Consider the following 24,088-nt stretch of genomic DNA (forward strand, 5'->3'; position numbering starts at 1 on the left):
GACCGTGCGATGGCGGGTTACGGCCGTCAGGCGGCGACACCGAGTTCCTTGCGGGTCCGCTGGACGAACTCGCGCACGGCCGGCTCCCGCCGCCAGGGGGCGAGGGCCGCGTTGAACTCACGCACGTAATCCTTGGCCCGCGAGGACTGGACGCGCGCGAGGATGTCGACGGACCGGTTGCCGAACTCAAGACCGTGGTCGAGGTGGCGGGCCTGAAGGTGGGCGGTTCCGACGATGGCGAGTCGCATGCCGACAGAGCGGGTGAACACTCCGGGCGGCATGGCGGCGGCCTGCTGGTTCCAGCCGAGGGCGGCCTTGGGGTTCTTCAGGTCGCGGAAGACTTCGGCGGCGTCTGCGGAGAGGCGGGCGTGGTGATAGAAGTCGATCCAGGCGGGCTCGTCGCCGCTGTCGTCCTTCGCCCGGCTCAGGAGGTCCTCGGAGCCTTTCAGGGCCCGCGAGGCGGCCCTGGCGTCGTTCTCCCGGGCATGGGCTCGGGCCTCGATGAGCTTGGTGAACGCCAGCACCCTGGGGACGGCCTGGCCCTTGGCCCGTTCGAAGGCGCCCTGGGCCATGTCCACCGCCTCGGATGCGAAGCCCCGCATCAGGCTCTGCATGGCCATGGTGGTCAGCACATAGCAGCCCAGCTGCACGTCGCCGCCGGCGCGGGCCAGACGGAGGGCCTGGATGAAGTGACGCTGGGCGGCGTCATGCTGACCGACGTCGAAGGCCGTCCAGCCCGCGAGGCGGGACAACTCGGCGGTCACAGAGAAGAGTTCGCGGCCGATCCCGTCCGAGAAGCTGCCTTGCAGCAGTGGGCCGGCGCGGTGGTCGAGGCAGCCGGTTACGGAGTTGGCCTTCCAGTTCCCGCCGCCGTATTTGGAGTCCCAGTGGCGGGCGTCGTCGGCGGCCGCGCGCAGTTCGTCGAGGTCGGCCCGGCCGACCTGTCGGCCGCCCTTGTGGTCGGCGGTCTCGTCGGCGGGGGTGACGAGCCATCTGGTGACGGGGGTCGTGAAGGCGGAGGCGGCGAAGCCGGATCCGGCCAGAAAGTCGCGGCGGTTCACGGAGCTCCAGAACGAAGTGGCGACGCGGACGGCGTCGGCGGGGTCTCGCGGGAAATCCAACCCCACATCCGCGTCGATTGTCTCCGCCTCGCCCATACCGATCTCGCCCAGGTTGACGGGCCGGCCGTACACCGCTTCCAGGAGCTCGCGTACGGCCAGGAGCTCCGGGTGCGCCGTCTGGGGCGGGTTGCCGTTGCCGTACACACTGCATGCGGGGAGGACGCTACGCTGCCGCGCATGGCTGACGCTTTCGTCACCGGTGGCGAGCACCCGTCATGTGGCATCTGCCCTTCACGCCGATTCCCGCTCGGTGAGTTCGACGTGTTCGAGCGACCGTGTGCGGAGGCTCCGTTCGATCCCGTCGATGGCCACCGGTACACGGCGGCCGGTGTGCCGGTCTGCGTGCACCCGCACAAGGTGGGGCTGCCGGCGGGCAGGTACAAGACCGACGGCATCCCGTTCACGGTGGAGCTGAAGCTGCCGGACAGCCCGGCCCGGCTCGATGCGTATCTGTACGAGGTGATGCACAGCGCAGCGCCCGGCGTGCTGGAACTACTCATCGAGCAAGCCGCCGAGGAGATTCCCCGGGTGTTCCCGCAGGTGGACGTGCTCCAGGCGCTGCGCCGTGCGCTCAACTAACTGGCGGTGGCGAAACCGGGAGCGAAGCGCCGGCCCCCGTCGAGGATGCCGACGGGTTCGTACTTCGCGATGACCGCCGCCCTGCGCTTGGCGGTCTCGTCCTTGCCGAACCAGTACCGCTCATTCATCGGCCCCCACGCGGCCCGGTAGACCTGGTGGGTGTAATCGCCGTGGTCCCACTCGCCGATGGCCTCGCGGTCGGTGGCGTGGACGAACTTGATCCCGGTCCGCTCCTGGATGCGGGACAGGACGGTGAACTGCGCGGCGAGCGCGTGGATCATCTCGTCCACCGGGATGGCCACCGGGACTTCCGCGGCCTCCTCGTCGCCCTCGGTCATCTCGTAGACAGCGGACTTGATCGCCATGGCGCGCATGGCCTCGGGGAACAGGGGCTCGGTGTCGCGCGCGATGTCGAACCCGTCGACGAGCGCGCAGCCCATGAAGCTGGTCCAGTCCTCGTCGTACTTCGCGCACGCGGTGCGCAGCCGGTCGTACTCCGGGTCGGCCTCGACGGTGCTCAGGATCTGTCGTGCTCGCTCCGCGACCCGTTCTGGGGCCGGTCGTACTAGCGTTACGGACACTGCTGCACTCTCCTTCGGTTGGGTGCATCGGTGGACCCGCCCGGCTGCCGACCGCCGTCATACGGGGCAGGCGGGCGGGGGCTCATGGGGTGTGTGCCGCGCGGCCCGCCGGGGCCATGTGGTGCCGTCTGGGGCTGCGTAATACGGCGAGGGAGACGGCGGACAGGGCGTATCGGGCCGTGTCGTCGTGGCAGCCGAGGGTGTAGATCCTGCCGTCGCTCAACAGGCCGACGGCGGCTTCGTGTTCGTCTGTGTCACTGCACCATCGCCGCAGGATGCTCGGCGCGTCGGGGACATTCGGCGATACGGGGCGTAGTGCCTCGGCGGGGCACCATTCGATGATCGGGTGCGGGTCCATGAGGTCCGCGAGATGCGCGGCGTGGCCGCATAACCAGCGGACAACCAGCCTCGGTGTAATCACGTGGTCCAGGGCGAGCCCCCACGCGCGGGAGCAGTCCAGGGTGTAGGCGGTGACCTCGCACCGGTAGGTGTCACGCACGGCCGTCGTCCTCCGCCTGGGCCTGGGCCTGGTCCGGCTCACAGGCCGCCGCGAGTTCCTGGGCGAGCACGGAGGCTGTTGCCTGGATCTTCGGGACCACCGCCTCCAGCCACTCGCACTCCGCCGCGCACCGCTGCTCGTGTGCCGCGATGCGTCTGCGCAGCTCTCCCCATTGGGTTTCGCTCATCGGTCCGTGCCCTTCGCGATGGTCTGCGCGAGCTGCCGGACAACGGCCGGGTGGGCGTTGCCCAATTCGACCAGGACCGTCTGGTTGGCCCCGCAGGGCCCATCGATCCCCAGGGAAGGGAGGGTGATGTTCGCGGCGCACAGTGCCCGCCGTAGATCCTTCAACGCCTCCTCCGCGACTGCCCACGGGTCATCGGAGTCCGGCATGGTGAGCGAGGGCGGGCCGAGAACTTCGATCAACCGGTGCGCCACGTCATCCCGTACCGGCTCCACGTCCACGTACGCCCGTCCCCCTATCGGGGCGGCCGCACCCATCGGGATGTAGAAGCCACGAGCCAGCAAGGCCAAGTGCAGCTCCTCGGCGAGTTGCGCCCCGATGCGTCGCGCTTCGCTGTGCGTGTCCACGGTGCCCCAGCTCCGTTTCCGTTGCGATCTCTGCTTCCTCTACGCAACCGCGTGACCACACACGGCGGTACCGTTGGCGCAACGGCGGGACTTGAAAGCCTTGAAAGTCCGTGAGGGCGCGGGGAGTTGATGGCCATGGCGACACGGGCGCCGAACGTGGCTCTGGCTCGGCTGCTCGCCGAGACCCACTGGACGTATCGCCAGTTCGCGCGGGCCGTGAACCGCGTCGGCACGGAGACCGGCTCTCCGCTGCGCTACGACGAATCCGCGGTGAGCCACTGGCTCGACGGCACCATGCCGCGAACAGCGGTTCGGTCGTGCCTCCTCGAAGCCTTGTCACGGCGGCTCCGGCGCCCGGTCACTCACGCTGAAGCGGGCCTGCCGCTCCCCTCCGGTCACTCCCCCACCACCACGGATACCGTGGAAGGGATGATCGACCTGGGGAGGCTCGACATGGACCCGTCACGCAGGAGCGTCCTGGGCGCAGGCCTCTTCTCCGTCGCGCTCACCATCCCCGGCTGGCCCGACGTCATCGGCCGCGCCGAAGCCGTCCAGAGCGGCCGTGCTTCGCGGATCGGCATGAACGAGGTGGACATGGTGGTCTCCATGACCGAACGGGTCTCGGAGCTGGACGACCAGTTCGGCGGCCGCCACGCACGGCCCATGGCGGCCTCGTTCATGGTCAACACGGTCGCCGCGTACCTGCGGGCCGACGCCCCGGAGAACGTCCGGCAAGCCATGCTGTCGGCGGCTTCGGACCTGCTGTACCTCACCGGCTACATGGCCGTGGACGAAGGCCTGCACGGGCTCGCCCAGCGCTACTACGTCAAGGCCCTGGAGCTGGCGGGCGCTGCCGAGGATCACCTGACGTACTGCACAACATTGCGGGGCATGAGCGTGCAGGCCGTAGACCTTGGGCACGGGGCCAAGGCAATGGAGCTGGCCGACGCCGCTGCCGCAGCCTCCCCCAAAGCGGGCCCCCGAATGCGGGCCTTCCTCGCCGGACAACAGGCACACGCCTCCGCCCAGACCGGCGACCGCACCAGGGCCCTCCGGTACATGCGTGAGGCAGAAGCCGCCATGGACCAGGCTGAATCACGAGGCAGGGCGTTCGGCTCCTACGACCCCTCATCCCTCAACTACCACATCAGCCAGGTGCGTTACGAGCTCGGCGATACCCAGGGTGCTGTTGAAGCCCTGCAACAGTCCGACCGGCTCCTGTACGGCATCTACCGCCGCACCCGGGTACGTCAACGTACATACCTCGCCGAACGGCAATTCGAGGTCGGCCATCTGGAGGCCGCCTGCGCGACGTGGCACCAGGCGCTCGACGACTACCCCATGGTTCAGTCCGGCCGCGCCGACGACCGCATCAAGACCATGTTCAGCCTGATCCGCCCCCACCAGAAGAACACCGCCGCCCGCGACCTCTACGAACGGGCCCGCACGATCGCCCCGCCCGCACTCGTTGGCCAGCCCAGGTGACGCGGCACCGACCCACGCGGGCGGCCGGAGTGCCTTTGGCCGGTGTCCTGTTCGGGTTGGGGTCGGGCATGGTCAGGGAGCCGTACGCTGGCCCGGCAACTCGGGCAGGCTTGCTCCTGCCCGCAATTGGACCGAGTGGCCCCAGGGAGCGTGCTGCTGGTCACCTCTTCGCAGAACCCATCCCGTCGGTGCCGTCGGCGGATAGCTTGCGGCCATGGATGAGGATCTGAGCAGCTATGTGCTGGTGATGACGACCGTGGACACGAAGGACGGGGCGGACAAGCTGTCCCGGTCCGTCGTGGATGCCCGGCTTGCCGCGTCGGGGCAGGTGTCGGGGCCGATCGAGACGACGTACCGGCATCTCGGTGAGGTCGCCCAGGGCACGGAGTGGCAGGTCCTGTTCCGCACCACGGGCGACCGGCTGCCGGAGCTGGCAGCCCTGGTGGGCGCGGAGCATCCGTACGACTCCCCGGAGATCATCTCCTTGCCCATACTGTCCGGGCCGCCGGCCTACCTGGAGTGGATCACCCGCGCCACCCGCTGAGCCTTACTGCCCGGCGCGTTCGAGCAGTTGCCCCACCGGAGCGATGGCCCGGTGGGGCCGCAGCCGCTGAATCATCAGCTTGGCCCGGTCGGCGGGACGGGTGGAGGCCAGTCCGGTGGACAGGTCGAGTACGCGGCCGGTGATCGCGGCGGCGTGCTCGACCTCGCCAGAATGCTGTTGCTCGCCGACATCGTCCCGCCGCCCAGGGAAGGCACCGCACGATGAGGCCCACGCCCGCCGACCCCGACGCCTGGAACGCGTACCTCGCCGAAGGCAACGCCGCCCAGGCCCGCAAACGCGTCGCCGCCGATGTCATCCTCCGCGACCCCGACGGCAACGTCCTCCTGGTCAAGCCCACCTACAAACCCGGGTGGGACTTCCCCGGCGGCATGGCCGAAGACAACGAAGCCCCCGACGACGCGGCCCGCCGCGAACTCAAGGAGGAACTCGGCCTCGACCTTCCCCTCCAGGGGCTGCTGGTCGTGGACTGGGTCCCGCCGCACGGCCCCTGGGACGACCAGATCGCGTTCATCTTCGACGGCGGAACCCTCGACCACGACCAGGCCGCCGCCGTGAGCCCCCAGGACGAGGAACTGTCCGAGCTGGCCTTCGTACACCCGTGCAGGGCCGGCGCTTGGCTACGGGACAGGCTGAGCCGCAGGTTCGATGCCGCCATTGCCGCCATCACCACAGGACGACCGCAGTTTCTGCGGGATGGCCAGTCGACGATGCCTTGAGTTCCGCAGGGAAGCGCCGACTTCGCCGCAGGGCCGAAACCAACGGCATGCCCGCGACCGCGTTGGCGCCCTGTTAGTGGGCTGTTGGAGAGAGCTGTGACGATTCCCGACGGGTCGGTGACGACCCGCAATGTCACCACCACTCGACCACGGGGGACACATGAAAATTCTCAAGACCGCACTGATGACGGCATCGGCCCTCGCCATGGCCGCCGGGATGACGCTGTCGTCCTCGGCGACGGCCTCGGCCTCGTCGACGAACGAGTTCGTGAACCAGAACAACAACCACTGCCTGGCCATCGACATGGCCAAGGAGTACCAGAACATCGCGATCATGTGGCACTGCAACCACAACCCCGACCAGCAGTGGCACCGCGCGGAGTACAAGGGCAGCGACGGCGGCGGCGCCTACTACGAGATCAAGAACGGCTACGGCCAGTGTCTTGGTACGTGGCAGGGCGCGACCGGCAACGGCACGACCGTCGTCGGCTGGGACTGCAACGGGAACCCCGACCAGCTGTGGTACTTCGACACCGTCTCCAGCGACCCGCGGTACAGGGCGATCCGCAGCCACGCGGCCTGGGCCAACGACGACGGCAACAAGTGCCTCGCCCAGTACAAGGGCAGCGGCGACGGCGCGCCGGTCGTCATCTGGGACTGCAACGGCCACAGCGACCAGCACTGGATGACGGTCGGCTGACATCGGCACGGGTGAGCGGCTGACCGGGTGAGCGGCTAAGCCGGTGACCGGGTGACCGGGTGAGCGGGCGGGCCGACGGCGCGCCGCCCGTTCACCCGCCGAGCCCGCTCGCCCGCCGAGCCCGCTCACCCACCGCCCGGCAGCTCCGGCAACCCCGCCAGCGCCCCCCGCAGCAACCCCGCGAACTCCTCCGGCCACTTCGCGTACCCGACATGCCCCCCGGGGAACTCCAGGAGCCGCCGCCCGAGCCGCTCGGCCAGTGCCTCGACCGGGCGGTGCACCGCCTGCGTACGGGAGTCGCGGCCCCCGGCCACCAAGATGCGGTCCGCCAGCGAGGCCAGGGCGGCGAGATCAGGCAAGAAGTGGGTCGAGGGGCGCAGCATGTGGGCCAGGAAGAACGCCGTGTTGTCGTGCGCCTCCGGCAGTTCCGGGGCCGCGCGGCCGCCGAAGAGCACGCTGAACTCGGCCATGGCCGCCCCGACCCCCTCCCGGCAGAACGTCCCGTACACCCCGTCGATGAACGCGAGCCGCTGCGCCGCGTCCGGCAGCAGCCCGAACGCGGGCGGCTCGTGCACCACCAGTGCGGCGATCCGCTCCGGGTGGCGCCGGGCGAGTTCGAGCGCGGTCAGCCCGCCCGAGCAGCTGCCGAACACCCGCACCGGGCCGCCGCCCGGCGACAACCGCTCAAGCAGGCGGTACGCGTCGTCCGCATGCACCTCGATGCGTTGGTCGACGGGCGGGCCCTCCAACGTGCTGCGGGAGTTGCCCCGCGGGTCGACCGTGACCACGCGGTGGTCCACCGCCAGCACGGCGGCGAGCCGGTCGAAGACGGCGGCGTCGGAGTTGCCGCCGCAGAGAAGGAGCAGCAGGGGGCCGGTGCCGCGCACTTCGTAGTGCAGGGTCGCCCCCGGGACGGCGAGCGCGCCGACGGCGACCGGGGTGTCCGTCTCCAGCGGGTCCATGGTGCTCCCATCAGTGTCTCCGCCAGCGTCTCCGCCAGTGCCTCCGCGCCTCTGCGTCACGGAAAATGACTCATCGTAGCGATTCCGGGGTATGGTCCGCCAGGATGCCAGGTGGCCCCAGGATGCCAGGCGACCAAGGGGCCGCCGGCCCACCGGCCCAGCCCCAACTCCCCTCCGGAGCAGCCGACATGGCCGACCGTCTCCCCGCCCCCGGCCCCCGTCTGCTGATCAACGCACAGGCCTTCGGCTTCGGACCGGCCGCGGCGGCCGCCGTACTCGCCGAGGAGCTGGCCCTCCTCGGCTGCGTGATCGACTACGTCGGCGAGGGGCACACCCTCGACCTCCAGCGCACCCCGCCCTACCGCGCGATCCACGACTGGACGGACCTGCCCGAGGACCAACGGCTGGCCCAACTACGCCGACGGGCGCCCCACTACGACCTGTTCGTCACCGCCATGGACTTCCCCGCCGCCGCCCTCGCCCGCCGCGCCGGACTGGACGTGGCCGTCTACGACGCGCTCACCTGGTTCTGGCCCGAGATCCCCGCCGTCGCCCGCGACACCGTGGTCTACCTCGCCCAGGACTTCTTCGGCGTACGTGAGCGCATCGCGGCGGATCCCGCGCTGCGCTCGCGTGCCCTCGTTGTCCCCCCGCTCATCCCGCCCCGCCGCGCCTGGCGCCCCGGGCGGCACGTCCTGGTCAACCTCGGGGGACTGCACAACCCGTACTGGCGGACGTCCGACGCCGTCGCGTACGCACGCCTGATGCTGGAGGCCGTCCGGGCCGCGCAACCGGTCGCGCGGCCCGTCGTCGCCACCGCGAGCCGCCGCGTCGCCGCGGAGCTGGCCGACCCGGCCGTGGGCACGTACGGCCACGCCGACGTGCTCGACCTCATGGGCGGCGCCGCGTACGCCTGTATGACCCCGGGCCTCGGCCACATCTACGACGCCGCGGCCACCGGCGTCCCCACCCTCTGGCTGCCCTCCGTCAACGAGACCCACCCCGCCCAGGCCCGCCGACTCGCCGCCCACGGCTACTGCGACGCCCACCTCGACTGGGCCGACCTCGGCCAGGCCATCGACGACGCCGCACCCACCCCGGACTTCCTGGCCGCCGTCGGCGCGGCCGTCCGCCGGACCTCGGACACCCCCGCCCTGCGCGACCTGCTCACCGCCCGCATCGCCAAGTCCACCGCCGGCCTCGGCCCCGCCCCGAGCCGGGCGCGGGCGCTCACCGACCGCTTCGGCCACGGCGGCACCCAGCGGGCGGCGGCCGCCCTCGTACGCCGGGCGACCGGTCAAGGGGAGACGGACGATTGACGAGAACCGTCAAATTACGCTCCCCACCTGCGCAAAGTCCGGCACCATAACCCCATGAGCGTGATCATCGACATCGCCGGACTGCCGCCCGAGCGTCTTCTGTTCAGCCCGGCGCCGCTGGCCGAGCTGTGCGCCGCGCTGCACGCCCTGGCCGAGCCGGGGCACCACCCCGGCCTGCACGGGTGGACCACCGCCACGAACGCCGCCCTCAAGCCCGATCTCGCGGACCGGCTGTGCGAGGCGGAGTTCCTGTGGACCTCCTCCTTCTCCGACATCTCGCTGCCGTTCGCCGCGCTGCCCGACACGCACGGCCGCCCGGGCGCCACCCTCGCCGAGGAGCTGGACATGCTCGACCGGCTCGACGACGACGTGTTCGTCGACGCCGCCCTGGAGATCTCCTGCACCAGCCACTACGGCCGCGGCGGCCCCTCCCCGCTCAGCAACGCCAAGGCCCGCGCCCAGGCCCTGGAGCGCGCCGCAGCCCGGGGACCTCGGCAACTCGACTTCGCCACCCGCCTCCTGGAGGACCCGCCCGCCCTGCGGGCCTGGACCCGGCGCCTCTTCGAGGACTGCGCCGAGGCGTTCTTCGACGACGTCTGGCAGCGCGTACGCGTCGAGCTCGCCGCCGACGCCCGGCACAAGACGCAGGTGCTGCGCCACAAGGGCCTGGCCGAGGCGCTGGCCGAGGTCTCGCCCGCCGTTGCGCTCGCCGAGGACGGGTCCCGTATCAGCGTGGACAAGCTGAGCAGCGGCCGTACGCAGGCGCTCGACCCGGCCGTCGGCCCCGGCGTCACCTTCGTCCCCTCCTCCTTCGGCTGGCCGCACCTGTGGGTGCTGCACGCACCCCGCTGGCGACCGGTGATCCACTACCCGGCCGCCGCCCCCACGCTGGCCGGCCCCGGCTCCCTGGACCTGCTGGAGCTGCGCATGGAGGCCCTGGCCCACCCGATGCGCATCCGGATGTGCCGCTACCTGGCCCGCTCCGCGTACACCACGACCGAGCTCGCGGCCGCCCACGACATCAGCGCGCCCGAGGTCTCCCGGCACATCGCGGCCCTGAAGAAGGCCGGTCTGATCACCACCCGCCGGCGCGGTCGTTACGTACACCACCAGCTGGACCTCACCGTCGTCGCCCGCCTGGGCAGCGACTTCCTGGAGGGTGTGCTGCGCTGACGCACGGGGGCGGGGCGGGGCTGTGGGCGGCGAGACCTCCTTCGGCGAGTGAATAAAAATCTGTTCCCGCCATAGAAGAATTTGGCTCGAAGCGCGCTCATAATTTCTTGTGCGACGGGCGGAAGCGAATTATTGAGCAGTGCGGTTTCCGCTATGCCGTGCTACTGTCGATCTCAGTTGCAGTTGTGGTTCCCAAAAACTTCAAGTGCCCTCGCCTTCGTCCTGCACTCCAGGGCAGGGTGGGAGCACTTTTGTATGTCCCGGTCTTTCTCCGGGCGGGGTAATCATCGCAGTGACGCGGAGTCCGCACGGTGCGGGTTCCGGGAAATGCCCCGAAGGAGATTGACATGGCTGCTGGTACCGTGAAGTGGTTCAACGCGGAAAAGGGCTTCGGCTTCATCGAGCAGGAGGGTGGCGGCCCGGACGTGTTCGCCCACTACTCGAACATCGCCGCCCAGGGCTTCCGCGAGCTCCAGGAAGGTCAGAAGGTGACCTTCGACATCGCGCAGGGCCAGAAGGGCCCGACGGCCGAGAACATCGTTCCCGCCTGATCTTGACGCAGACGAAGACGTAGACGCACACGCGTCCGTCGTAGCTGGGGCCCGCACCTTGGGGTGCGGGCCCCAGCTCGTTTTTTTCCGGGCCACGGCCCGGCCCGTATTCCAGCGACGCGCCGCGAGAAACGCCCCCCGGCCGATCCGCTCCCGCGCATCACGCATCTCGCATCTGATTGGCTCGTTCTTGCGATTCCCCGTGCCACCCGTGTTCCCCGGGAATTCCTTGATACGTGCCGCAGCAAGCAGCATCAAGGAAGGTTCCTCTTGAACCGCACACGCACGAACGACCGTTTTCCCCGCGCACGCACCGGTACGCACTCCCCGACGCGCAGCGGCCCGCGCTCCGGCTACGGCCGCCGCCCCTCCGCCCCGCAGGGCGAGTTCGCGCCGCCCCAGACGCTCACCCCCGCACTCCCGGCCGTCGAGGCCTTCGCCGACCTGGCGCTGCCGCGCCCGCTCCTGGCGGCGCTGAGCACGCAGGGCGTCACCGTGCCGTTCCCGATCCAGGCGGCCACCCTGCCGAACTCCCTCGCGGGCCGTGACGTACTGGGCCGGGGCCGCACCGGCTCGGGCAAGACCCTCGCCTTCGGCCTCGCACTCCTGGCCCGTACGGCAGGACAGCGCGCCGAGCCCCGTCAGCCGCTGGCACTCGTCCTCGTCCCGACGCGCGAGCTCGCGCAGCAGGTCACCGACGCGCTCACGCCGTACGCCCGGTCGCTGAAGCTGCGCCTCGCCACCGTCGTCGGCGGGATGTCGATCGGCAGGCAGGCGGGCGCGCTGCGCTCGGGCGCCGAGGTCGTCGTGGCGACGCCCGGCCGCCTCAAGGACCTCATCGAGCGCGGCGACTGCCGGCTGAACCAGGTCGGCATCACCGTCCTGGACGAGGCCGACCAGATGGCCGACATGGGCTTCATGCCCCAGGTGACCGCGCTCCTGGACCAGGTGCGCCCCGAGGGCCAGCGGATGCTGTTCTCGGCCACCCTGGACCGCAACGTGGACCTGCTGGTCCGCCGCTACCTCACGGACCCGGTGGTCCACTCCGTCGACCCCTCGGCGGGCGCGGTCACCACGATGGAGCACCACGTGCTCCACGTCCACGGCGCCGACAAGCACCAAGCGACCACCGAGATCGCGGCCCGCGACGGCCGGGTGCTGATGTTCCTGGACACCAAGCACGCCGTCGACCGGCTGACCGAGCACCTGCTCAGCAGCGGCGTACGGGCGGCCGCGCTGCACGGCGGCAAGTCCCAGCCGCAGCGCACCCGGACCCTGGCCCGGTTCAAGACCGGCCATGTGACGGTACTGGTGGCCACCAACGTCGCGGCCCGCGGCATCCACGTCGACGACCTCGACCTGGTCGTCAACGTCGATCCGCCCGCCGACCACAAGGACTACCTGCACCGCGGCGGCCGCACCGCCCGCGCGGGTGCCTCCGGCAGCGTCGTCACCCTGGTGACGCCCAACCAGCGCCGCGACATGAGCCGCCTGATGGCCACGGCCGGGATCGTCCCCCAGACCACCCAAGTACGCTCCGGCGACGCGGAGTTGACCCGCATCACCGGCGCCCAGGCCCCCTCGGGCATCCCGGTCACGATCACCGCCCCGGTGGCGGAGCGCCCCCGCGCCGCCGCTTCTTCGCGCGGGCGCCGCAGCCGTACGGGCCAGGACCGGCGCGTACGCGGTACGGGGGCGGGGCAGCGCAGGCCCGGCGCGGAGGCGGCGGCGTAAACGGAGGCGAGGGCGGGGCCGGAGACGGCCCCGCCCCCCGAACGAGCTCCCACTCCCCACTCCTCTCCCCTTTGGAGGCACCATGCGTTGCGTCATCGCCCGTTTCCCGTTCGACCTCACCAAGAGCGGGGTGGAGGCCTCGATGAAGGGCGTCAAGCCCCAGCCCGTCGAAGGCGAGTCCGTGCTCATCGGCCGCCGCCGCTACCCCGTCAAGCAGGTCGGCGAGGTCATCACGCGCCAGGACCGCCGCGACTTCAGCGCCTGGGAGGTCATCCGCGCGATGACCCTCCTCGGCTTCACGTGCCGCGTCGCCCCCGAGGAGATGCCCGCCCGCGAGCTGACGCCGCTCCAGACGGCGTCGGCACTGCTGGGCGCGTCCACGCCCGCGTAACGCACCAAGACACACATGAGGGCCCTGCCGACGCGCGTCGGCAGGGCCCTCATCCGTGTCCCGGTGTGACGGCGGACCCGGCCGATGCTGTTGAATTCACCGAGCCCGCAGCTACATCCGCACGACGAGGTGACAGTGACAGCAGAGAATCCGCTCGGCGACCGTCTGGACGACGACGACTACCCGGCCTACACCATGGGCCGGGCCGCCGAAATGCTCGGCACCACCCCCGCCTTCCTGCGGGCCCTGGGCGAGGCACGCCTGATCACCCCCCTGCGCTCGGAGGGCGGCCACCGCCGCTACTCCCGCTACCAGCTCCGCATCGCCGCCCGCGCCCGCGAACTCGTCGACCAGGGCACCCCCGTCGAGGCCGCCTGCCGCATCGTCATCCTCGAAGACCAGCTGGAGGAAGCGCAGCGGATCAACGAGGGATACCGCCGCGCGGCGGCCGAGAAGAACGACGGGCCGAGCGACTCACCCTGACTGGAGCACCAGCCCCTGCGCCTTCTCCGGCGCGGTCTCCGTCGGGTGGGCGGCGGCCTCGACCCGCCCAGGGCCCGTTGCGCGTCCACCACATCGAGCAGACGCTTGGCGAGGGTCCGCGAGGGCGCGGCGGGCGATGCAGCCAGTGCGGTCGGCCGAGCCGCCGCACCGCTCCCTCGGGTGTCTCTGAACAGCGACGGTAGGGGCAATCTCTGTGCTGGACCACCATCTGCCGAGCAAGGCACCCCCTACGCACCCCCGACGCGGGTCAGCCCGTCCATCGTGAGGTCGAGAAGGCGCTCTGCCTGGCCTCGTTGGTCCGGGGCCGCCGAGGTGAGGGCGATCCCGGCGAGGGCGGCGAACATGTCGGTGGGCCGGATGTCGGAGCGGAAGGCGCCGGTGTCCGTACCCGCTTCCATGAGCGTGGTGAGGGCGTCCTGGATCATGTCGCGGCTGCGCCCGTACGGATCGCCGCCCGAGGCGACGACGGAGCGCAGGGCGTCGGCCATGCCGAGTTTGGCGGTGGCGTAGTCGACGAAGCGGCCCATCCACGTACGCAGAGCCTCGTGCGGGGGCGCCGCCGCGAGCAGTTCGGGGACGGCGTCGCACAGACGGGCCACCTCGTTGCGGTACGCCGCCTCGATCAGGGCTTCCCGGGTCGGGAAGTTGCGGTAGAGCGTGCCGGTGCCCACGCCCGCCTCTTTCGCGATGCGCTCGAAGTGGGCGTTCAGCCCCTCCTCGGTGAACACGCGCACCGCTGCGGCCAGGATCTTGTCCCGGTTGCGCTGCGCGTCGGCGCGCAGGGGGCGTTCCGTATCCCGTGCCATGGGTGGCTGGTTCTCCTCGTCTCCATTGCTAAGTGGAGGGTCCTCCACTTACGGTGGTGGCGACTAACCGGCGGCGCCTCCACTTCTACGGTAGGTTACGCGCCGCCCTCCCCTCTGCTCCCCGGAAGGATCAACCGTGCCGCAAATCGAGGGCGTCGAAGACATCGAGGGCATCGCGGGCAAGGTCGTCGCGATCACCGGTGCCAGCAGCGGGATCGGCGAGGCCACCGCGCTGCTGCTGGCCGAGCGCGGCGCGAAAGTCGTCCTCGGCGCCCGCCGCCCGGACCGCCTGGAGGCGCTGGCCGCCCGTATCGAGAAGGCCGGCGGCCAGGCCGTCTGGGCCCGTATGGACGTGAAGCACCGTGCCGACCTGACCGCCCTGGTCGACCTGGCCCGTACCCGCTACGGCAGGCTCGACGTCCTCGTCAGCAACGCCGGGGTCGGCCTGATCTCGCCCATCGACGACCTGCGCGTCGAGGACTGGGAGGAGATGATCGACGTCAACTTCAAAGGCGTCCTGTACGGGATCGCCGCCGCCCTGCCCGTCTTCCGCCAACAGGGCTTCGGACACTTCGTCAACACCGTCTCCACGGCGGGACTTCGCGTCGTGCCGCTGCAAGGTGTGTACGCCGCCACCAAGAACGCCGTACGCACCCTCTCCGAAGGCCTGCGCCAGGAGGCCGGTGCCGACCTGCGGGTGACCGTGGTCTCCCCGGGCGTGACGCGTACGGAGTTCACGGACCCCATGGCGCCGGAGATGAAGGCGCGGATCCTCGACAGCATGGGCGACATCGCGATCCCGCCGGAGGCCATCGCGCGCGCGATCGCGTTCGCGGTCGAGCAGCCGGCGAGTGTCGACGTGGGGGACATCGTCGTACGCCCCACGGCGCAGAACTAGCAACGCTCGTGGACCGCTTCGTAGGGCGCCGGACCTCCATTGAGGACATGATCTGACCTAGATACTGCGTAACTTGGACGTTGTCGGAAGGCGGGGAGGCGCAGGGCCTCCCCGCTGGTATTTCCCCAGGCAGAAGAGGGCGGACATCATGGTCACTCACGTACCCGCAGAGGCACGCGGCGACGAGCGCGGCGCGCTCCTGGCGTTCATCGAGGCCCAGCGCGGCGGGCTGCGGCGCACGGTGCTCGGTCTCACCGAGGAGCAGGCCGCGAGCCGTCCCAGCGCCAGTGAGCTCTCGTTGTCCGGGCTGCTCAAGCACGTGGCGGAGTGCGAGCTGAGCTGGCTGCGCATGGCACAGGAGCGGCCGAACGAGAAGCAGCGCGAGGAGTCGACCTGGCACGAGAGCTTCAAGCTGGTCGGCGACGAGACGGTGCCGCAGATGCTGGCGTTCTGGGACGCGATCGCCAAGCAGACCGAGGAGTTCATCCACTCCGTGCCGTCCCTGGATGACACCTTCCCGCTGCCCCAGGCGCCGTGGTTCCCGAAGGACGGCCGGGTCTCGATGCGCTGGATGCTGCTGCACCTGATCGAGGAGATCGGCCGGCACGCCGGGCACGCGGACATCGTCCGCGAGTCCCTCGACGGCAAGACGGCCTTCGAACTGGTGGCACTCGCGAACGCGTGAGCCGGGCGCGCCGGGCGCGCATCCTCTGGCCGCGTTCTCGTCGAGCGTGCGGTTCGCGATGCGGAGGGTGGACGTGCCCGTCGGTCCCCGTCCACCCCCCCCCGCCGGCGTCGGACTTTGTGAAGGGCGTGAGCAAGGTGAGCGCGCCGCGAGGCCGGGGGAGTCGGGGTTTGCTCCTGCTGTTACAAGATCCGCCATCCAACCTTCGTGCGTCTGTACGGTCTGCCTGCGTGGGCGGTACGGAGTGCGGACGGAGGCGCGGGCGTGACCCAGGCAGGGCAGAGGGGGCATGGTCAGGGTGGCGACGAGGTGTCCCTGGAGCCGGACGCCACCACGCAGTTGGCGGTCCCGTCGTCGCGTGCGGGCGAGGGCGGGACCGGGCAACCGCGCTTACCCGGGGGCGGCACACCCGCCGGGTCGGACACACCCGCCGCCTCCGACGTGTCCTCCCCCCGCCGCGAAGCCCCCCGCCCCTCCCTCGGTGCCCGCCTCGGCCGCCGGCTGCGCCCGCGGTACCCCCGGCCGGGCCGTACCGGGTGGCGCCGCTGGATCCCCTCCTGGCGCCAGACCCTCGGCGGCTTCCTCGCCTCCCTCGGCCTGAGTGCCCTCTTACTGACCGTCGCCTACGCCGCCACCGACATCCCGGACGACCTCAACACGTACGCCACCCAGCAGGACAACGTGTACTTCTGGGCCGACGGCACCCCGATGGCCCGTACCGGCTGGGTGCAGCGGCAGGCGATGCCGCTGGACGAGATCCCCGAGCACGTCCGCTCGGCGGTGCTCGCCGCCGAGAACGAGGGCTTCTACCGCGACCCCGGCATCTCCTTCACGGGCGTCGCCCGCGCCCTGTTCTCCACCCTCGGCCGGGGCGACACCCAGGGCGGCTCGACCATCACCCAGCAGTACGTCAAGAACGTCTACCTCGCACAGGACCGGACGGTCGGGCGCAAGTTCACCGAGGCGATGATCGCCCTCAAGCTCGACCGCAGGATGAGCAAGAACCAGATCCTGGAGAGCTACCTCAACACCAGCTGGTTCGGCCGCGGTACCTACGGCGTCCAGCGTGCCGCCCAGGCCTACTACGGCAAGGACGTCAGCCGGCTCGACGTCAGCGAGGCCGCCTTCCTCGCCTGCCTGCTCAAGGGCGCCGGCCTGTTCGACCCCGCGCTCGGCAGGGCCAACCACGAGCGGGCCGTGGAGCGCTGGTCGTGGATCCTCGACCGGATGGTGGCGATCGGCAAGCTGTCGCCGCGGGAGCGCGCCACGTACAAGACGTTCCCCGAGCCGCACCGGCGCAGCCCGCTGTCCGCCGCCGGCGGGCAGAGCGAGTACCTGGTGGAGCTGGCCGCCCAGTACGCCAAGAAGGCCGCGCACCTCTCCGACAAGGACTTCGACCTCGGTGGCCACCAGGTCTACACGACCTTCGAGAAGAACCGTGAGGACCGGCTCACCGACGCCGTCACCAAGGCTCACCAGCAGGCCCGCAAAGACCATCCGAAGACCGCCGGGACCGCCCGCTACGGCGCCGCCTCCATAGCCACCGACGGCCGGATCCTCGCCGTCTACGGCGGCCCCGACCACCGCAGCCAGGGCTACAACGAGTCCAACGCGGCCACCGTGCCCGCCGGTTCGACGTTCCTGCCGTTCGTCTACGCCGCCGCACTGGAAAACGGCATACGCAAGACCCGCGACGGCGACCTCACGCCGGTGACCGCGAAGACCCTCTACAACGGCGACGACAGGGTGCCCGTCCGCACGCCCGAGGGCCCGTACTGGGACCGCAACGGCCGCAAGGTCGCCGCACACAACGACGGCGGCACGTCCTACGGGCGAATCTCCCTGCACCGGGCGCTCGCCCTGTCGGCCAATACGCCGTTCATGCAGCTCGGCATGGACACCGGCCTGGAGAAGGTGCGTGCCACCGCCGAGGCCGCCGGGCTGCTGTCCTCCAGCATCGGCGCCCAGGTGCCCACACTGTCCACCGGCAGCTCCACGCCCAGCGCCATCCGCATGGCCGACGGCTACGCCACCTTCGCCGCCGACGGCGTGCACACCGAGCCCTACTCGGTACGTCAGATCACCCGCAACGGCCATCCGGTCGCCCTCGACGCGCCGCCCACCCGCCGCGCGATGGGCGCCGGCACCGCCCGCGAGGTCACCTCCGCCCTCACCGACGCCTTCCGCGCCGCCCACCCGGACGCCGCGCCCGCCTCCGCCGCTCTCGCGGGGAAAGCGGGCACGACCGAGGACGACACCGCCGCCTGGTACGTCGGCACCGCCAAGAAGGTGTCCACCGCGGTCGTCGCCTACAGCCTCGACTTGAGCAGGAGCCTCGAACCCCTGCCGCTTCAGGGCCTGGGCGGCACGGCCGCCGACAGTGTCCCGTACGGCATCTGGTCGCGTGCCATGAGCCCGCTCGGCTGATCCCCGGCGAGAGCGCGCGCCGCCCCGGCCCTCACCGACAGCCTCCTGTCTCCGCACCTTTCCATGTCCCCGAGAGATTGAGCCACAGATGAAGCAGCCGTCGGGCCGCTGCCCCAAAGCCCGTAGACCCCGCCGTCCCGCCGCCCGGCGGGTGTTCCTCACCCTGGCGGCGTTCGTCGCCGTCACCTCCCTCGCCGCCGGCTACCCGATGCTTTCCGGCACTGGCACTGGCACTGGCACTGGCACCGGCACCACCGCCCCGACCGGGTCCACGAAGGCGGAGGCAGGCGTACGGCAGCAGCCGACCCCGCGGGCCTCCGAGGAGCCGGAGCCGGAGCCTGAGTGGGACGGCAGGACGCAGGTGCTCGGCGACGGCTCGACCTCGTACACCGGTCCGCAGAAGGGCCAGTTGAAGCCGGAGCCGCTGGGGCCCGGTGAGAAACCGCCCCAGTTCGTGGTGTTCTCCTGGGACGGCGGCCTCCAGGGTGACGAGCGGCTGTTCTCCCACTACCGGGAGGCGGCCAAGGCGTACAACGCCCATATGACCTTCTTCCTCACGGGCATCTACCTGGTGCCCAAGGGCAAGAAGGGCCTCTACGCCCCGCCGCAGCACCCCCGGGGCAGCGCGGCGATCGACTTCCCCACCGACGAGCACATCCGCGACACCCTGGCGCAGCTCACCGGCGCCTGGGAGGACGGCAACGAGATCGGCACCCACTTCAACGGCCACTTCTGCGGTGCGAAGGGCGGCGGCGACTGGAGCGTCGAGGAGTGGAAGAGCGAGATCAACCAGTTCTACCGATTTGTGGGGCACTGGAAGACCAACACGGGCTACACCGACCTCGCCCCCCTGCCCTTCGACCTGACGAAGGAGATCACCGGCGGCCGGGCCCCCTGCCTGGAGGGACAGGCCAACCTGCTCAAGGCGGCCAAGAACTACGGCTGGCGCTACGACGCCAGCTCCGCCGGTGACTTCCAGATCTGGCCGACGAGGAAGAACGGCATCTGGGACTTCCCGCTCCAGATGCTCCCGTACGAGGGCGGCGAGTACCAGGGCCTGTCCATGGACTTCAACCTCCTCTACAGCCAGTCCAAGGGTGAGACCAAGGGTGACCCGGCGAAATACCCCACGTGGCGGCGGGCGAGCGTCGACGCCTACATGGCCGGGTTCAACCGCGTCTACTACGGCAGCCGCGCCCCGCTGTTCATCGGCAACCACTTCGAGGAGTGGAACGGCGGCATCTACATGAAGGCCGTCGACGACGTCATCAAGAACGTGTGCACCAAGAAGGACGTCAAGTGCGTGTCCTTCAAGGAGCTCGCCGCCTGGTTGGACGTCCAGAAGCCGGCCACGCTCACGCGGCTGCGCTCCCTGGACCCGGCGCAGTCCCCGGACTGGTCCACGACCGTGCAGTGACCACGGCCTGCACAAGAACCCGTATACCTGCCCCGGCATCCGTCGCCGGGGAAAGAAACAGAGGGGCAGATCCAGTGATGTCGACGAAATCCAGCCGTACGCATCGTCGCGCGGCGATACGTACGGCGGCCGCCGCCTCGGTGGTCGCGGGCGCGGTGCTGCTGCCCAGTTGGAGCGCGAGCGCGGCCACCCCGGCCGGGCAACAGATGGACGCCAAGACGAAGGCCACGTTCCAGCGACTGGCCGGCGCGGTCTTCACCGACCGCACCCACGCCCTGGTCGACCGGCCGGGCAAGGAGACGAAGCCGCTGACCGACGGCTTCGTCGGCAAGGTCGCGCTCTCCTCCGAACTCGCCCGCGCCGAGGACAGTGCCCTGCACCAGCTCGGCGACCGCAGGGACCGGCTCGCGCGGCTCGGCGAGAAGTACAGCGCGTCCAGCACCTCCGTCGCCCTGGACCGCACCCGTGTCAGCGGCCGCCAGGCCGTCGTCGCGGTCACCGAGACCACGACGCTGACGTACGAGAAGGTCCGCGGCGACGAGCCGAGGACGACCGGGTTCCAGGCGCACCACGAGCTGACGTTCCAGGCCGACGGGGGCGGCGACTGGCGGCTGACCGGTATCCGCGAATCCGACGACGGCTATCGCGCGGTCAACCAGCCGACGGCCGCCACCACCACGACCGTCACCACCGACGACACCATGCCGTCGGCTCGGCGCGCGGCCACCACCCGGCCCGCGCCGCCCAACCCGAAGAACTTCACCGCCCGGGGCTACGACTACAAGGCGATGGCCGCGTATGCGGAGAAGTACTGGAGCACCTACAACCCGGCCTACCCGAACTTCAACGCGCACGGTGCGGGCGGCGACTGCACCAACTTCGTCAGCCAGTCCCTGAAGGCGGGCGGCTGGAAGCACGCGCCCGGTTATGTGAACGACTACACCAAGTGGTTCGGCACCGCCGACATTCAGTCGGAGTCGTTCGTCGGCGTCAACGAGTGGTCCTGGTTCGCGCAGAACTCCAAGCGCGCCACCAGCCTCGCCAACGTCTACCAGCTGGACGTCGGCGATGTGCTCCAGATCGACTTCGACAAGAACGGGTCCAAGGACCACACGATGATCGTCACGTACCGCAGCCCGCAGGGCGTGCCGTACCTGACGTACCACTCCAACAACACCCGCCAGCGGTCGGTGGCGAGCATCATCGCGTCCTACCCCAACGCCGCGTACTACGCCTACCGCACCTGACCGGCGCCGACAGGAGACGGCGGCTTCACAAGGACGCGTACTCGCGTCCTTGTGAAGCCGCCGTCTCGGTGGACCGGTGGGTGGGGCCGGGGGTGTTCAGCGGGTGCGGCGGGAGGCGCGCAGCAGGGTCGCGGCCACGACGAGGGCGGCCAGCAGGAGGGCGGCGCCGACGCCGAAGGCGAGGTGGAGGCCGCCGGTGAGGGCTTGGGCCGGGGAGTCGCCGTCCGTGGTGCGGGCCTCGGTCCGGGAGGCGGCGAGGGTGGACAGGACGGCCACCCCGAGGGCCGCGCCGATCTGCTGGGTGGTGTTGAACAGGCCCGAGGCGAGCCCGGCGTCCCGCTCGTCGGCGCCCGACATCGCGAGGGTGGTCAGTGCGGGCAGGGCCAGGCCGAAGCCGGAGGCGAGCAGCATGACCGGGAGCAGGTCGGTGACGTAGTCGGCGTGTACGGGCAGCCGGGCCAGCAGGCCGAGCCCCACCAGCAGCAGGCCGAGGCCCGCGAGCAGCACGTTCCGCTCCCCGAAGCGGGAGTTGAGCCGCGCCGCGAGGCCGAGCGAGACCGCGCCGATGGCGAGGGCGGCGGGCAGCATGGCGAGTCCGGTGGCGGCGGCCGAGTAGCCGAGGACCCGCTGCATGTAGAGAGCGACGAGGACCTGGAAGGAGAACAGCGCGGCGACCATCAGCATTTGCACCAGGTTGGCCCCGGCCACGGCACGCGAGCGCAGGATCCGCAGCGGTACGAGCGGGGTGCGGGCCTTGGTCTGGCGTATGGCGAACGCGCCCAGGAGAGCGAGGGACAGCGCGCCGAGTCCGAGGGTGTGAGCGGCGGTCCAGCCGTACTCCTCGACCCGTACGACCGCGTAGATGCCCGTCATCAGACCGGCCGTGACCAGTACCGCGCCCGCCGTGTCGGCGCCGGCGCGCAGGCCGAGCCCCCGGTCGGCGGGAAGCGCGGGCAGGGCGACCAGGAGTGCGGCGAGGCCGATGGGCAGGTTGATGAAGAAGACCCAGTGCCAGTCGAGCGCGTCGGTGAGGACCCCGCCCAGCACTTGGCCCAGCGAGGCCCCGGCGGCTCCGGTGAAGGAGAAGACGGCGATGGCGCGGGTGCGTTCGCGGGGCTCGGTGAAGAGGGTGACGAGGATGCCGAGGCCCACGGCGGAGGCCATGGCGCTTCCCACGCCCTGGAGGAAGCGGGCGGCGATCAGCAGGCCGGGGGAGGCGGCGAAGCCCGCGAGGAGGGAGGCCGCGGTGAAGACGGCGGTGCCCGCGAGGAACATCCGCTTGCGGCCGATGAGGTCGCCCAGGCGCCCGGCGAGCAGCAGCAGGCTGCCGAAGGCGATCAGGTAGGCGTTGACCACCCAGCTGAGGCCGGCGGGGGAGAAGCCGAGGTCGTTCTGGATGGCCGGCATGGCCACGGTGACGATGCTGCCGTCGAGCACCGTCATCAGCATTCCGGTGGACAGCACGCCGAGGGCGGCCCAGCGGGAACGGAGTGCGCGGGCCGGGGCGGCATCGATGGCGGGGGCGGGGGCGGATGTACCGGTGTACGTGGACATGGTCTCTCCGGTCGGCAGGCAGGCAGGAGGCGGGTGACGTCGGATCGGTCGGATCGGAGCGGATCGGATCCGGCGACTGGTGAGACCGTAGCAGATAGTTTCGTTGCAGACGATTTTCTTCGGATCGAATTGCTAGGCTGGGTCCATGACCGCGATGGCGCCTTCCCGTACCGAGCCCGACCTCTCCTATCTCCTGGACCACACCGGCCACGTCCTGCGCACCCGGATGGCCGCGGCCCTGGACGAGATCGGGCTGACCGCCCGTATGCACTGCGTCCTCGTCCACGCCCTGGAGGAGGAGCGCACCCAGGCCCAGCTCGCCGAGCTCGGCGACATGGACAAGACGACGATGGTGGTCACCGTCGACGCCCTGGAGAAGGCGGGCCTGGCCGAGCGGCGCCCGTCGAGTACGGACCGCCGCGCCCGGATCATCGCGGTCACCGACAAGGGCGCCGCCCTCGCCGTCGAGAGCACCCGCATCGTCGACGAGGTCCACGCCGCGGCCCTCGCATCCCTGCCGCCCGCCGACCGCGAGGCCCTGCTGCGCACCCTGCGCCTGCTCGCCGGGGACGCGCTGGCGGTCCCGTCGGAAAGCCCCCGCCCGGCGCGGCGGGCGCGGCAGTAGGGGGCGGGACGGGGGACGGGCCCCGTGCCGGAGTACGGGTTTCCGTCGACCGGGGACGAAGGGTGAGTCGCCTTCGAGGCGAAGGGACCTGACGCGAACCCGGCGTCTGCTTCGTCCGTACGGGGTTCCGTCGGGCCGTCCCGGCTACTTCGTCCGTATGGGGTTCGGTCGGTCCGTCCCGGCGATACCGTGAAGGGGCACGCCGAACGACTGCCCAGGAGGCCTCGATGAGCGAAGGGCCGGCCCCCGCCGCCGCGCGGCAGCAGTTGGAGCCCGCGGCCGCCGACGCGGTCCGCGCCTACGCTGCCAGGACCCGTGAGAACGCCGACCGGCTCGCCGCCGTCCTGGAGGACATCGCCACCCACGGCCTGCCGTCGGTGGAGGAGTGCACGCCCTGGGAGGAACTGCGCGAGCAGCACCTCGCCCGCCTCGTCGCCCAGCGCCCGGCCGTCGCCTGATGGCGTCCGGCCACGCCCCCCGGCGCGCCCGGGTCGCGTTCAGCGACTCCGCGGCCAAGCAGCTCGAAGACCTCACCACCGAGCGCGAGATCCACGCCCTGGACCGCGCCCTGGTCGCCCTCTCGGTCACCCCCGAGAGCGGCACCCCGATCCCCGGCAACGCCTCCCGTCCCGAACTGCGCCAGTACGCGGACGAGATCGAAGCCGTCCGGATCCTGTACTACCTGACCGCGCTGCGCACCGTGGTGGTCGTCGCGTACATCGAGGTGTAGCCGCGAGCAGTGCTTGCGCAGCCCCCGGACGCGCCACGCGATGGTTCACGATGCTCGGTCGCTGCCGGTCGCTGCCGGTCGCTCCAACGGGGGCCTCGCTCGGGGCGTTTCGTATCGGGGCGCGATGCGGACGGGCCGACGGGGCGAACGCCGCCGGACCTATCACGCCGTGATAACCCGCCTGTTGAACGAGGGAGCGTTTCGACGTGGCGCTGGACCGACTGGAGG

Annotated in this window: 27 protein-coding genes; 19 read left to right on the top strand and 8 right to left on the bottom strand. The window is 70.9% G+C overall.

The window, feature by feature from the left end:
- Positions 1-26 precede the first annotated feature (26 nt).
- The gene (locus OG965_RS40565) at positions 27-1,265 is read right to left on the bottom strand and encodes a sporulation protein (protein WP_331723667.1); all 1,239 of its coding nucleotides are present in this window, start codon (positions 1,263-1,265) and stop codon (positions 27-29) included.
- Positions 1,266-1,298: 33 nt separating this feature from the next.
- Between OG965_RS40565 and OG965_RS40570 the strand changes: the two genes are divergently transcribed.
- Positions 1,299-1,700, top strand: coding sequence for a hypothetical protein (locus OG965_RS40570; protein WP_331723668.1), 402 nt, complete (start codon positions 1,299-1,301; stop codon positions 1,698-1,700).
- Here the strand turns inward: OG965_RS40570 and OG965_RS40575 are convergent.
- The 4 genes from OG965_RS40575 to OG965_RS40590 form a co-directional block, all read right to left on the bottom strand.
- Complete coding sequence (locus tag OG965_RS40575) at positions 1,697-2,281, bottom strand: hypothetical protein (RefSeq protein ID WP_331723669.1); 585 nt, start codon at positions 2,279-2,281, stop codon at positions 1,697-1,699. The genes OG965_RS40570 and OG965_RS40575 overlap by 4 nt on opposite strands.
- A gap of 82 nt (positions 2,282-2,363) precedes the next feature.
- A complete protein-coding gene (locus tag OG965_RS40580) occupies positions 2,364-2,780 on the bottom strand; it encodes a hypothetical protein (RefSeq protein WP_331723670.1) in 417 nt (138 codons plus the stop codon).
- The gene (locus OG965_RS40585) at positions 2,773-2,967 is read right to left on the bottom strand and encodes a hypothetical protein (RefSeq protein WP_331723671.1); all 195 of its coding nucleotides are present in this window, start codon (positions 2,965-2,967) and stop codon (positions 2,773-2,775) included. Before OG965_RS40585 ends, OG965_RS40580 begins: the two co-directional genes overlap by 8 nt.
- Entirely contained in the window at positions 2,964-3,371 is a 408-nt protein-coding gene (locus tag OG965_RS40590; RefSeq protein ID WP_331723672.1) for a hypothetical protein, read from the bottom strand. Before OG965_RS40590 ends, OG965_RS40585 begins: the two co-directional genes overlap by 4 nt.
- A 135-nt stretch (positions 3,372-3,506) precedes the next feature.
- On the opposite strand from OG965_RS40590, the gene OG965_RS40595 reads away from it, so the two are divergent.
- The 4 genes from OG965_RS40595 (at position 3,507) to OG965_RS40610 (ending at position 6,837) form a co-directional block, all read left to right on the top strand.
- A complete protein-coding gene (locus tag OG965_RS40595; RefSeq protein ID WP_331723746.1) occupies positions 3,507-4,856 on the top strand; it encodes a tetratricopeptide repeat protein in 1,350 nt (449 codons plus the stop codon).
- Between the two features lie 214 nt (positions 4,857-5,070).
- On the top strand, positions 5,071-5,400 hold the full coding sequence (cutA, locus tag OG965_RS40600; protein WP_331723673.1) for a divalent-cation tolerance protein CutA: 330 nt from the start codon (positions 5,071-5,073) through the stop codon (positions 5,398-5,400).
- Positions 5,401-5,621: 221 nt separating this feature from the next.
- Complete coding sequence (locus OG965_RS40605) at positions 5,622-6,137, top strand: NUDIX hydrolase (protein ID WP_331723674.1); 516 nt, start codon at positions 5,622-5,624, stop codon at positions 6,135-6,137.
- Between the two features lie 160 nt (positions 6,138-6,297).
- A complete protein-coding gene (locus OG965_RS40610; protein ID WP_331723675.1) occupies positions 6,298-6,837 on the top strand; it encodes an RICIN domain-containing protein in 540 nt (179 codons plus the stop codon).
- Positions 6,838-6,962: 125 nt separating this feature from the next.
- On the opposite strand, the gene OG965_RS40615 is transcribed toward OG965_RS40610, so the two are convergent.
- Positions 6,963-7,799 carry an alpha/beta hydrolase gene (locus tag OG965_RS40615; RefSeq protein WP_331723676.1) on the bottom strand — a complete coding sequence of 279 codons (837 nt, stop codon included), beginning with the start codon at positions 7,797-7,799 and terminating at the stop codon, positions 6,963-6,965.
- A 188-nt stretch (positions 7,800-7,987) separates the two neighbouring features.
- On the opposite strand from OG965_RS40615, the gene OG965_RS40620 reads away from it, so the two are divergent.
- From OG965_RS40620 to OG965_RS40645, 6 genes are all read left to right on the top strand, one after another.
- Positions 7,988-9,118, top strand: coding sequence for a hypothetical protein (locus tag OG965_RS40620; protein WP_371657219.1), 1,131 nt, complete (start codon positions 7,988-7,990; stop codon positions 9,116-9,118).
- A gap of 54 nt (positions 9,119-9,172) precedes the next feature.
- Entirely contained in the window at positions 9,173-10,291 is a 1,119-nt protein-coding gene (locus OG965_RS40625) for a DUF5937 family protein (RefSeq protein ID WP_331723678.1), read from the top strand.
- A gap of 347 nt (positions 10,292-10,638) precedes the next feature.
- On the top strand, positions 10,639-10,842 hold the full coding sequence (locus OG965_RS40630) for a cold-shock protein (protein WP_190093980.1): 204 nt from the start codon (positions 10,639-10,641) through the stop codon (positions 10,840-10,842).
- A 270-nt stretch (positions 10,843-11,112) separates the two neighbouring features.
- Complete coding sequence (locus OG965_RS40635; protein ID WP_331723679.1) at positions 11,113-12,576, top strand: DEAD/DEAH box helicase; 1,464 nt, start codon at positions 11,113-11,115, stop codon at positions 12,574-12,576.
- A gap of 82 nt (positions 12,577-12,658) precedes the next feature.
- Entirely contained in the window at positions 12,659-12,967 is a 309-nt protein-coding gene (locus tag OG965_RS40640) for an SCO5918 family protein (RefSeq protein WP_331723680.1), read from the top strand.
- Between the two features lie 135 nt (positions 12,968-13,102).
- Positions 13,103-13,450, top strand: a complete 348-nt coding sequence (locus OG965_RS40645; protein WP_331723747.1) for a MerR family transcriptional regulator — start codon at positions 13,103-13,105, stop codon at positions 13,448-13,450.
- Between the two features lie 248 nt (positions 13,451-13,698).
- Here OG965_RS40645 and OG965_RS40650 read toward each other — a convergent pair whose 3' ends face one another.
- Positions 13,699-14,277, bottom strand: a complete 579-nt coding sequence (locus OG965_RS40650) for a helix-turn-helix domain-containing protein (protein WP_331723681.1) — start codon at positions 14,275-14,277, stop codon at positions 13,699-13,701.
- 163 nt (positions 14,278-14,440) lie between these two features.
- Between OG965_RS40650 and OG965_RS40655 the strand changes: the two genes are divergently transcribed.
- The 5 genes from OG965_RS40655 (at position 14,441) to OG965_RS40675 (ending at position 20,951) form a co-directional block, all read left to right on the top strand.
- Positions 14,441-15,175, top strand: a complete 735-nt coding sequence (locus OG965_RS40655; protein ID WP_331723748.1) for an SDR family oxidoreductase — start codon at positions 14,441-14,443, stop codon at positions 15,173-15,175.
- Between the two features lie 148 nt (positions 15,176-15,323).
- The gene (locus OG965_RS40660) at positions 15,324-15,860 is read left to right on the top strand and encodes a DinB family protein (RefSeq protein ID WP_331723682.1); all 537 of its coding nucleotides are present in this window, start codon (positions 15,324-15,326) and stop codon (positions 15,858-15,860) included.
- 264 nt (positions 15,861-16,124) lie between these two features.
- Positions 16,125-18,287 (top strand): transglycosylase domain-containing protein, encoded by a 2,163-nt coding sequence (locus OG965_RS40665; protein WP_371657220.1) that lies wholly within the window; start codon positions 16,125-16,127, stop codon positions 18,285-18,287.
- An 88-nt stretch (positions 18,288-18,375) separates the two neighbouring features.
- Positions 18,376-19,704, top strand: coding sequence for a hypothetical protein (locus tag OG965_RS40670; RefSeq protein WP_331723683.1), 1,329 nt, complete (start codon positions 18,376-18,378; stop codon positions 19,702-19,704).
- A gap of 77 nt (positions 19,705-19,781) precedes the next feature.
- Positions 19,782-20,951 carry an amidase domain-containing protein gene (locus OG965_RS40675; protein ID WP_331723684.1) on the top strand — a complete coding sequence of 390 codons (1,170 nt, stop codon included), beginning with the start codon at positions 19,782-19,784 and terminating at the stop codon, positions 20,949-20,951.
- Positions 20,952-21,047: 96 nt separating this feature from the next.
- On the opposite strand, the gene OG965_RS40680 is transcribed toward OG965_RS40675, so the two are convergent.
- A complete protein-coding gene (locus tag OG965_RS40680) occupies positions 21,048-22,505 on the bottom strand; it encodes an MFS transporter (RefSeq protein ID WP_331723685.1) in 1,458 nt (485 codons plus the stop codon).
- Positions 22,506-22,650: 145 nt separating this feature from the next.
- On the opposite strand from OG965_RS40680, the gene OG965_RS40685 reads away from it, so the two are divergent.
- The 3 genes from OG965_RS40685 to OG965_RS40695 all read left to right on the top strand — a co-directional run bounded on the left by OG965_RS40685 (position 22,651) and on the right by OG965_RS40695 (position 23,860).
- A complete protein-coding gene (locus tag OG965_RS40685) occupies positions 22,651-23,130 on the top strand; it encodes a MarR family winged helix-turn-helix transcriptional regulator (protein WP_331723686.1) in 480 nt (159 codons plus the stop codon).
- 227 nt (positions 23,131-23,357) lie between these two features.
- Positions 23,358-23,588: a hypothetical protein gene (locus tag OG965_RS40690; RefSeq protein WP_331723687.1), complete on the top strand. Its 231-nt coding sequence runs from the start codon at positions 23,358-23,360 to the stop codon at positions 23,586-23,588.
- Positions 23,588-23,860, top strand: coding sequence for a hypothetical protein (locus OG965_RS40695; protein ID WP_331723688.1), 273 nt, complete (start codon positions 23,588-23,590; stop codon positions 23,858-23,860). Before OG965_RS40690 ends, OG965_RS40695 begins: the two co-directional genes overlap by 1 nt.
- The last annotated feature ends 228 nt before the right edge of the window (positions 23,861-24,088 follow it).

It is taken from the genome of Streptomyces sp. NBC_00224, assembly GCF_041435195.1.
GTDB lineage: Bacteria > Actinomycetota > Actinomycetes > Streptomycetales > Streptomycetaceae > Streptomyces.

Coding starts and splice junctions, on each gene's coding strand:
- OG965_RS40615 (WP_331723676.1), bottom strand. CDS start 7,799: ATGGACCCGCTGGAGACGGACACCCCGGTCGCCGTCGGCGCGCTCGCC.
- OG965_RS40630 (WP_190093980.1), top strand. CDS start 10,639: ATGGCTGCTGGTACCGTGAAGTGGTTCAACGCGGAAAAGGGCTTCGGC.
- OG965_RS40585 (WP_331723671.1), bottom strand. CDS start 2,967: ATGAGCGAAACCCAATGGGGAGAGCTGCGCAGACGCATCGCGGCACAC.
- OG965_RS40605 (WP_331723674.1), top strand. CDS start 5,622: ATGAGGCCCACGCCCGCCGACCCCGACGCCTGGAACGCGTACCTCGCC.
- OG965_RS40680 (WP_331723685.1), bottom strand. CDS start 22,505: ATGTCCACGTACACCGGTACATCCGCCCCCGCCCCCGCCATCGATGCC.
- OG965_RS40695 (WP_331723688.1), top strand. CDS start 23,588: ATGGCGTCCGGCCACGCCCCCCGGCGCGCCCGGGTCGCGTTCAGCGAC.
- OG965_RS40610 (WP_331723675.1), top strand. CDS start 6,298: ATGAAAATTCTCAAGACCGCACTGATGACGGCATCGGCCCTCGCCATG.
- OG965_RS40685 (WP_331723686.1), top strand. CDS start 22,651: ATGACCGCGATGGCGCCTTCCCGTACCGAGCCCGACCTCTCCTATCTC.
- OG965_RS40640 (WP_331723680.1), top strand. CDS start 12,659: ATGCGTTGCGTCATCGCCCGTTTCCCGTTCGACCTCACCAAGAGCGGG.
- OG965_RS40675 (WP_331723684.1), top strand. CDS start 19,782: ATGTCGACGAAATCCAGCCGTACGCATCGTCGCGCGGCGATACGTACG.
- OG965_RS40670 (WP_331723683.1), top strand. CDS start 18,376: ATGAAGCAGCCGTCGGGCCGCTGCCCCAAAGCCCGTAGACCCCGCCGT.
- OG965_RS40625 (WP_331723678.1), top strand. CDS start 9,173: ATGAGCGTGATCATCGACATCGCCGGACTGCCGCCCGAGCGTCTTCTG.
- OG965_RS40650 (WP_331723681.1), bottom strand. CDS start 14,277: ATGGCACGGGATACGGAACGCCCCCTGCGCGCCGACGCGCAGCGCAAC.
- OG965_RS40620 (WP_371657219.1), top strand. CDS start 7,988: ATGGCCGACCGTCTCCCCGCCCCCGGCCCCCGTCTGCTGATCAACGCA.
- OG965_RS40690 (WP_331723687.1), top strand. CDS start 23,358: ATGAGCGAAGGGCCGGCCCCCGCCGCCGCGCGGCAGCAGTTGGAGCCC.
- OG965_RS40570 (WP_331723668.1), top strand. CDS start 1,299: ATGGCTGACGCTTTCGTCACCGGTGGCGAGCACCCGTCATGTGGCATC.
- cutA (WP_331723673.1), top strand. CDS start 5,071: ATGGATGAGGATCTGAGCAGCTATGTGCTGGTGATGACGACCGTGGAC.
- OG965_RS40660 (WP_331723682.1), top strand. CDS start 15,324: ATGGTCACTCACGTACCCGCAGAGGCACGCGGCGACGAGCGCGGCGCG.
- OG965_RS40595 (WP_331723746.1), top strand. CDS start 3,507: ATGGCGACACGGGCGCCGAACGTGGCTCTGGCTCGGCTGCTCGCCGAG.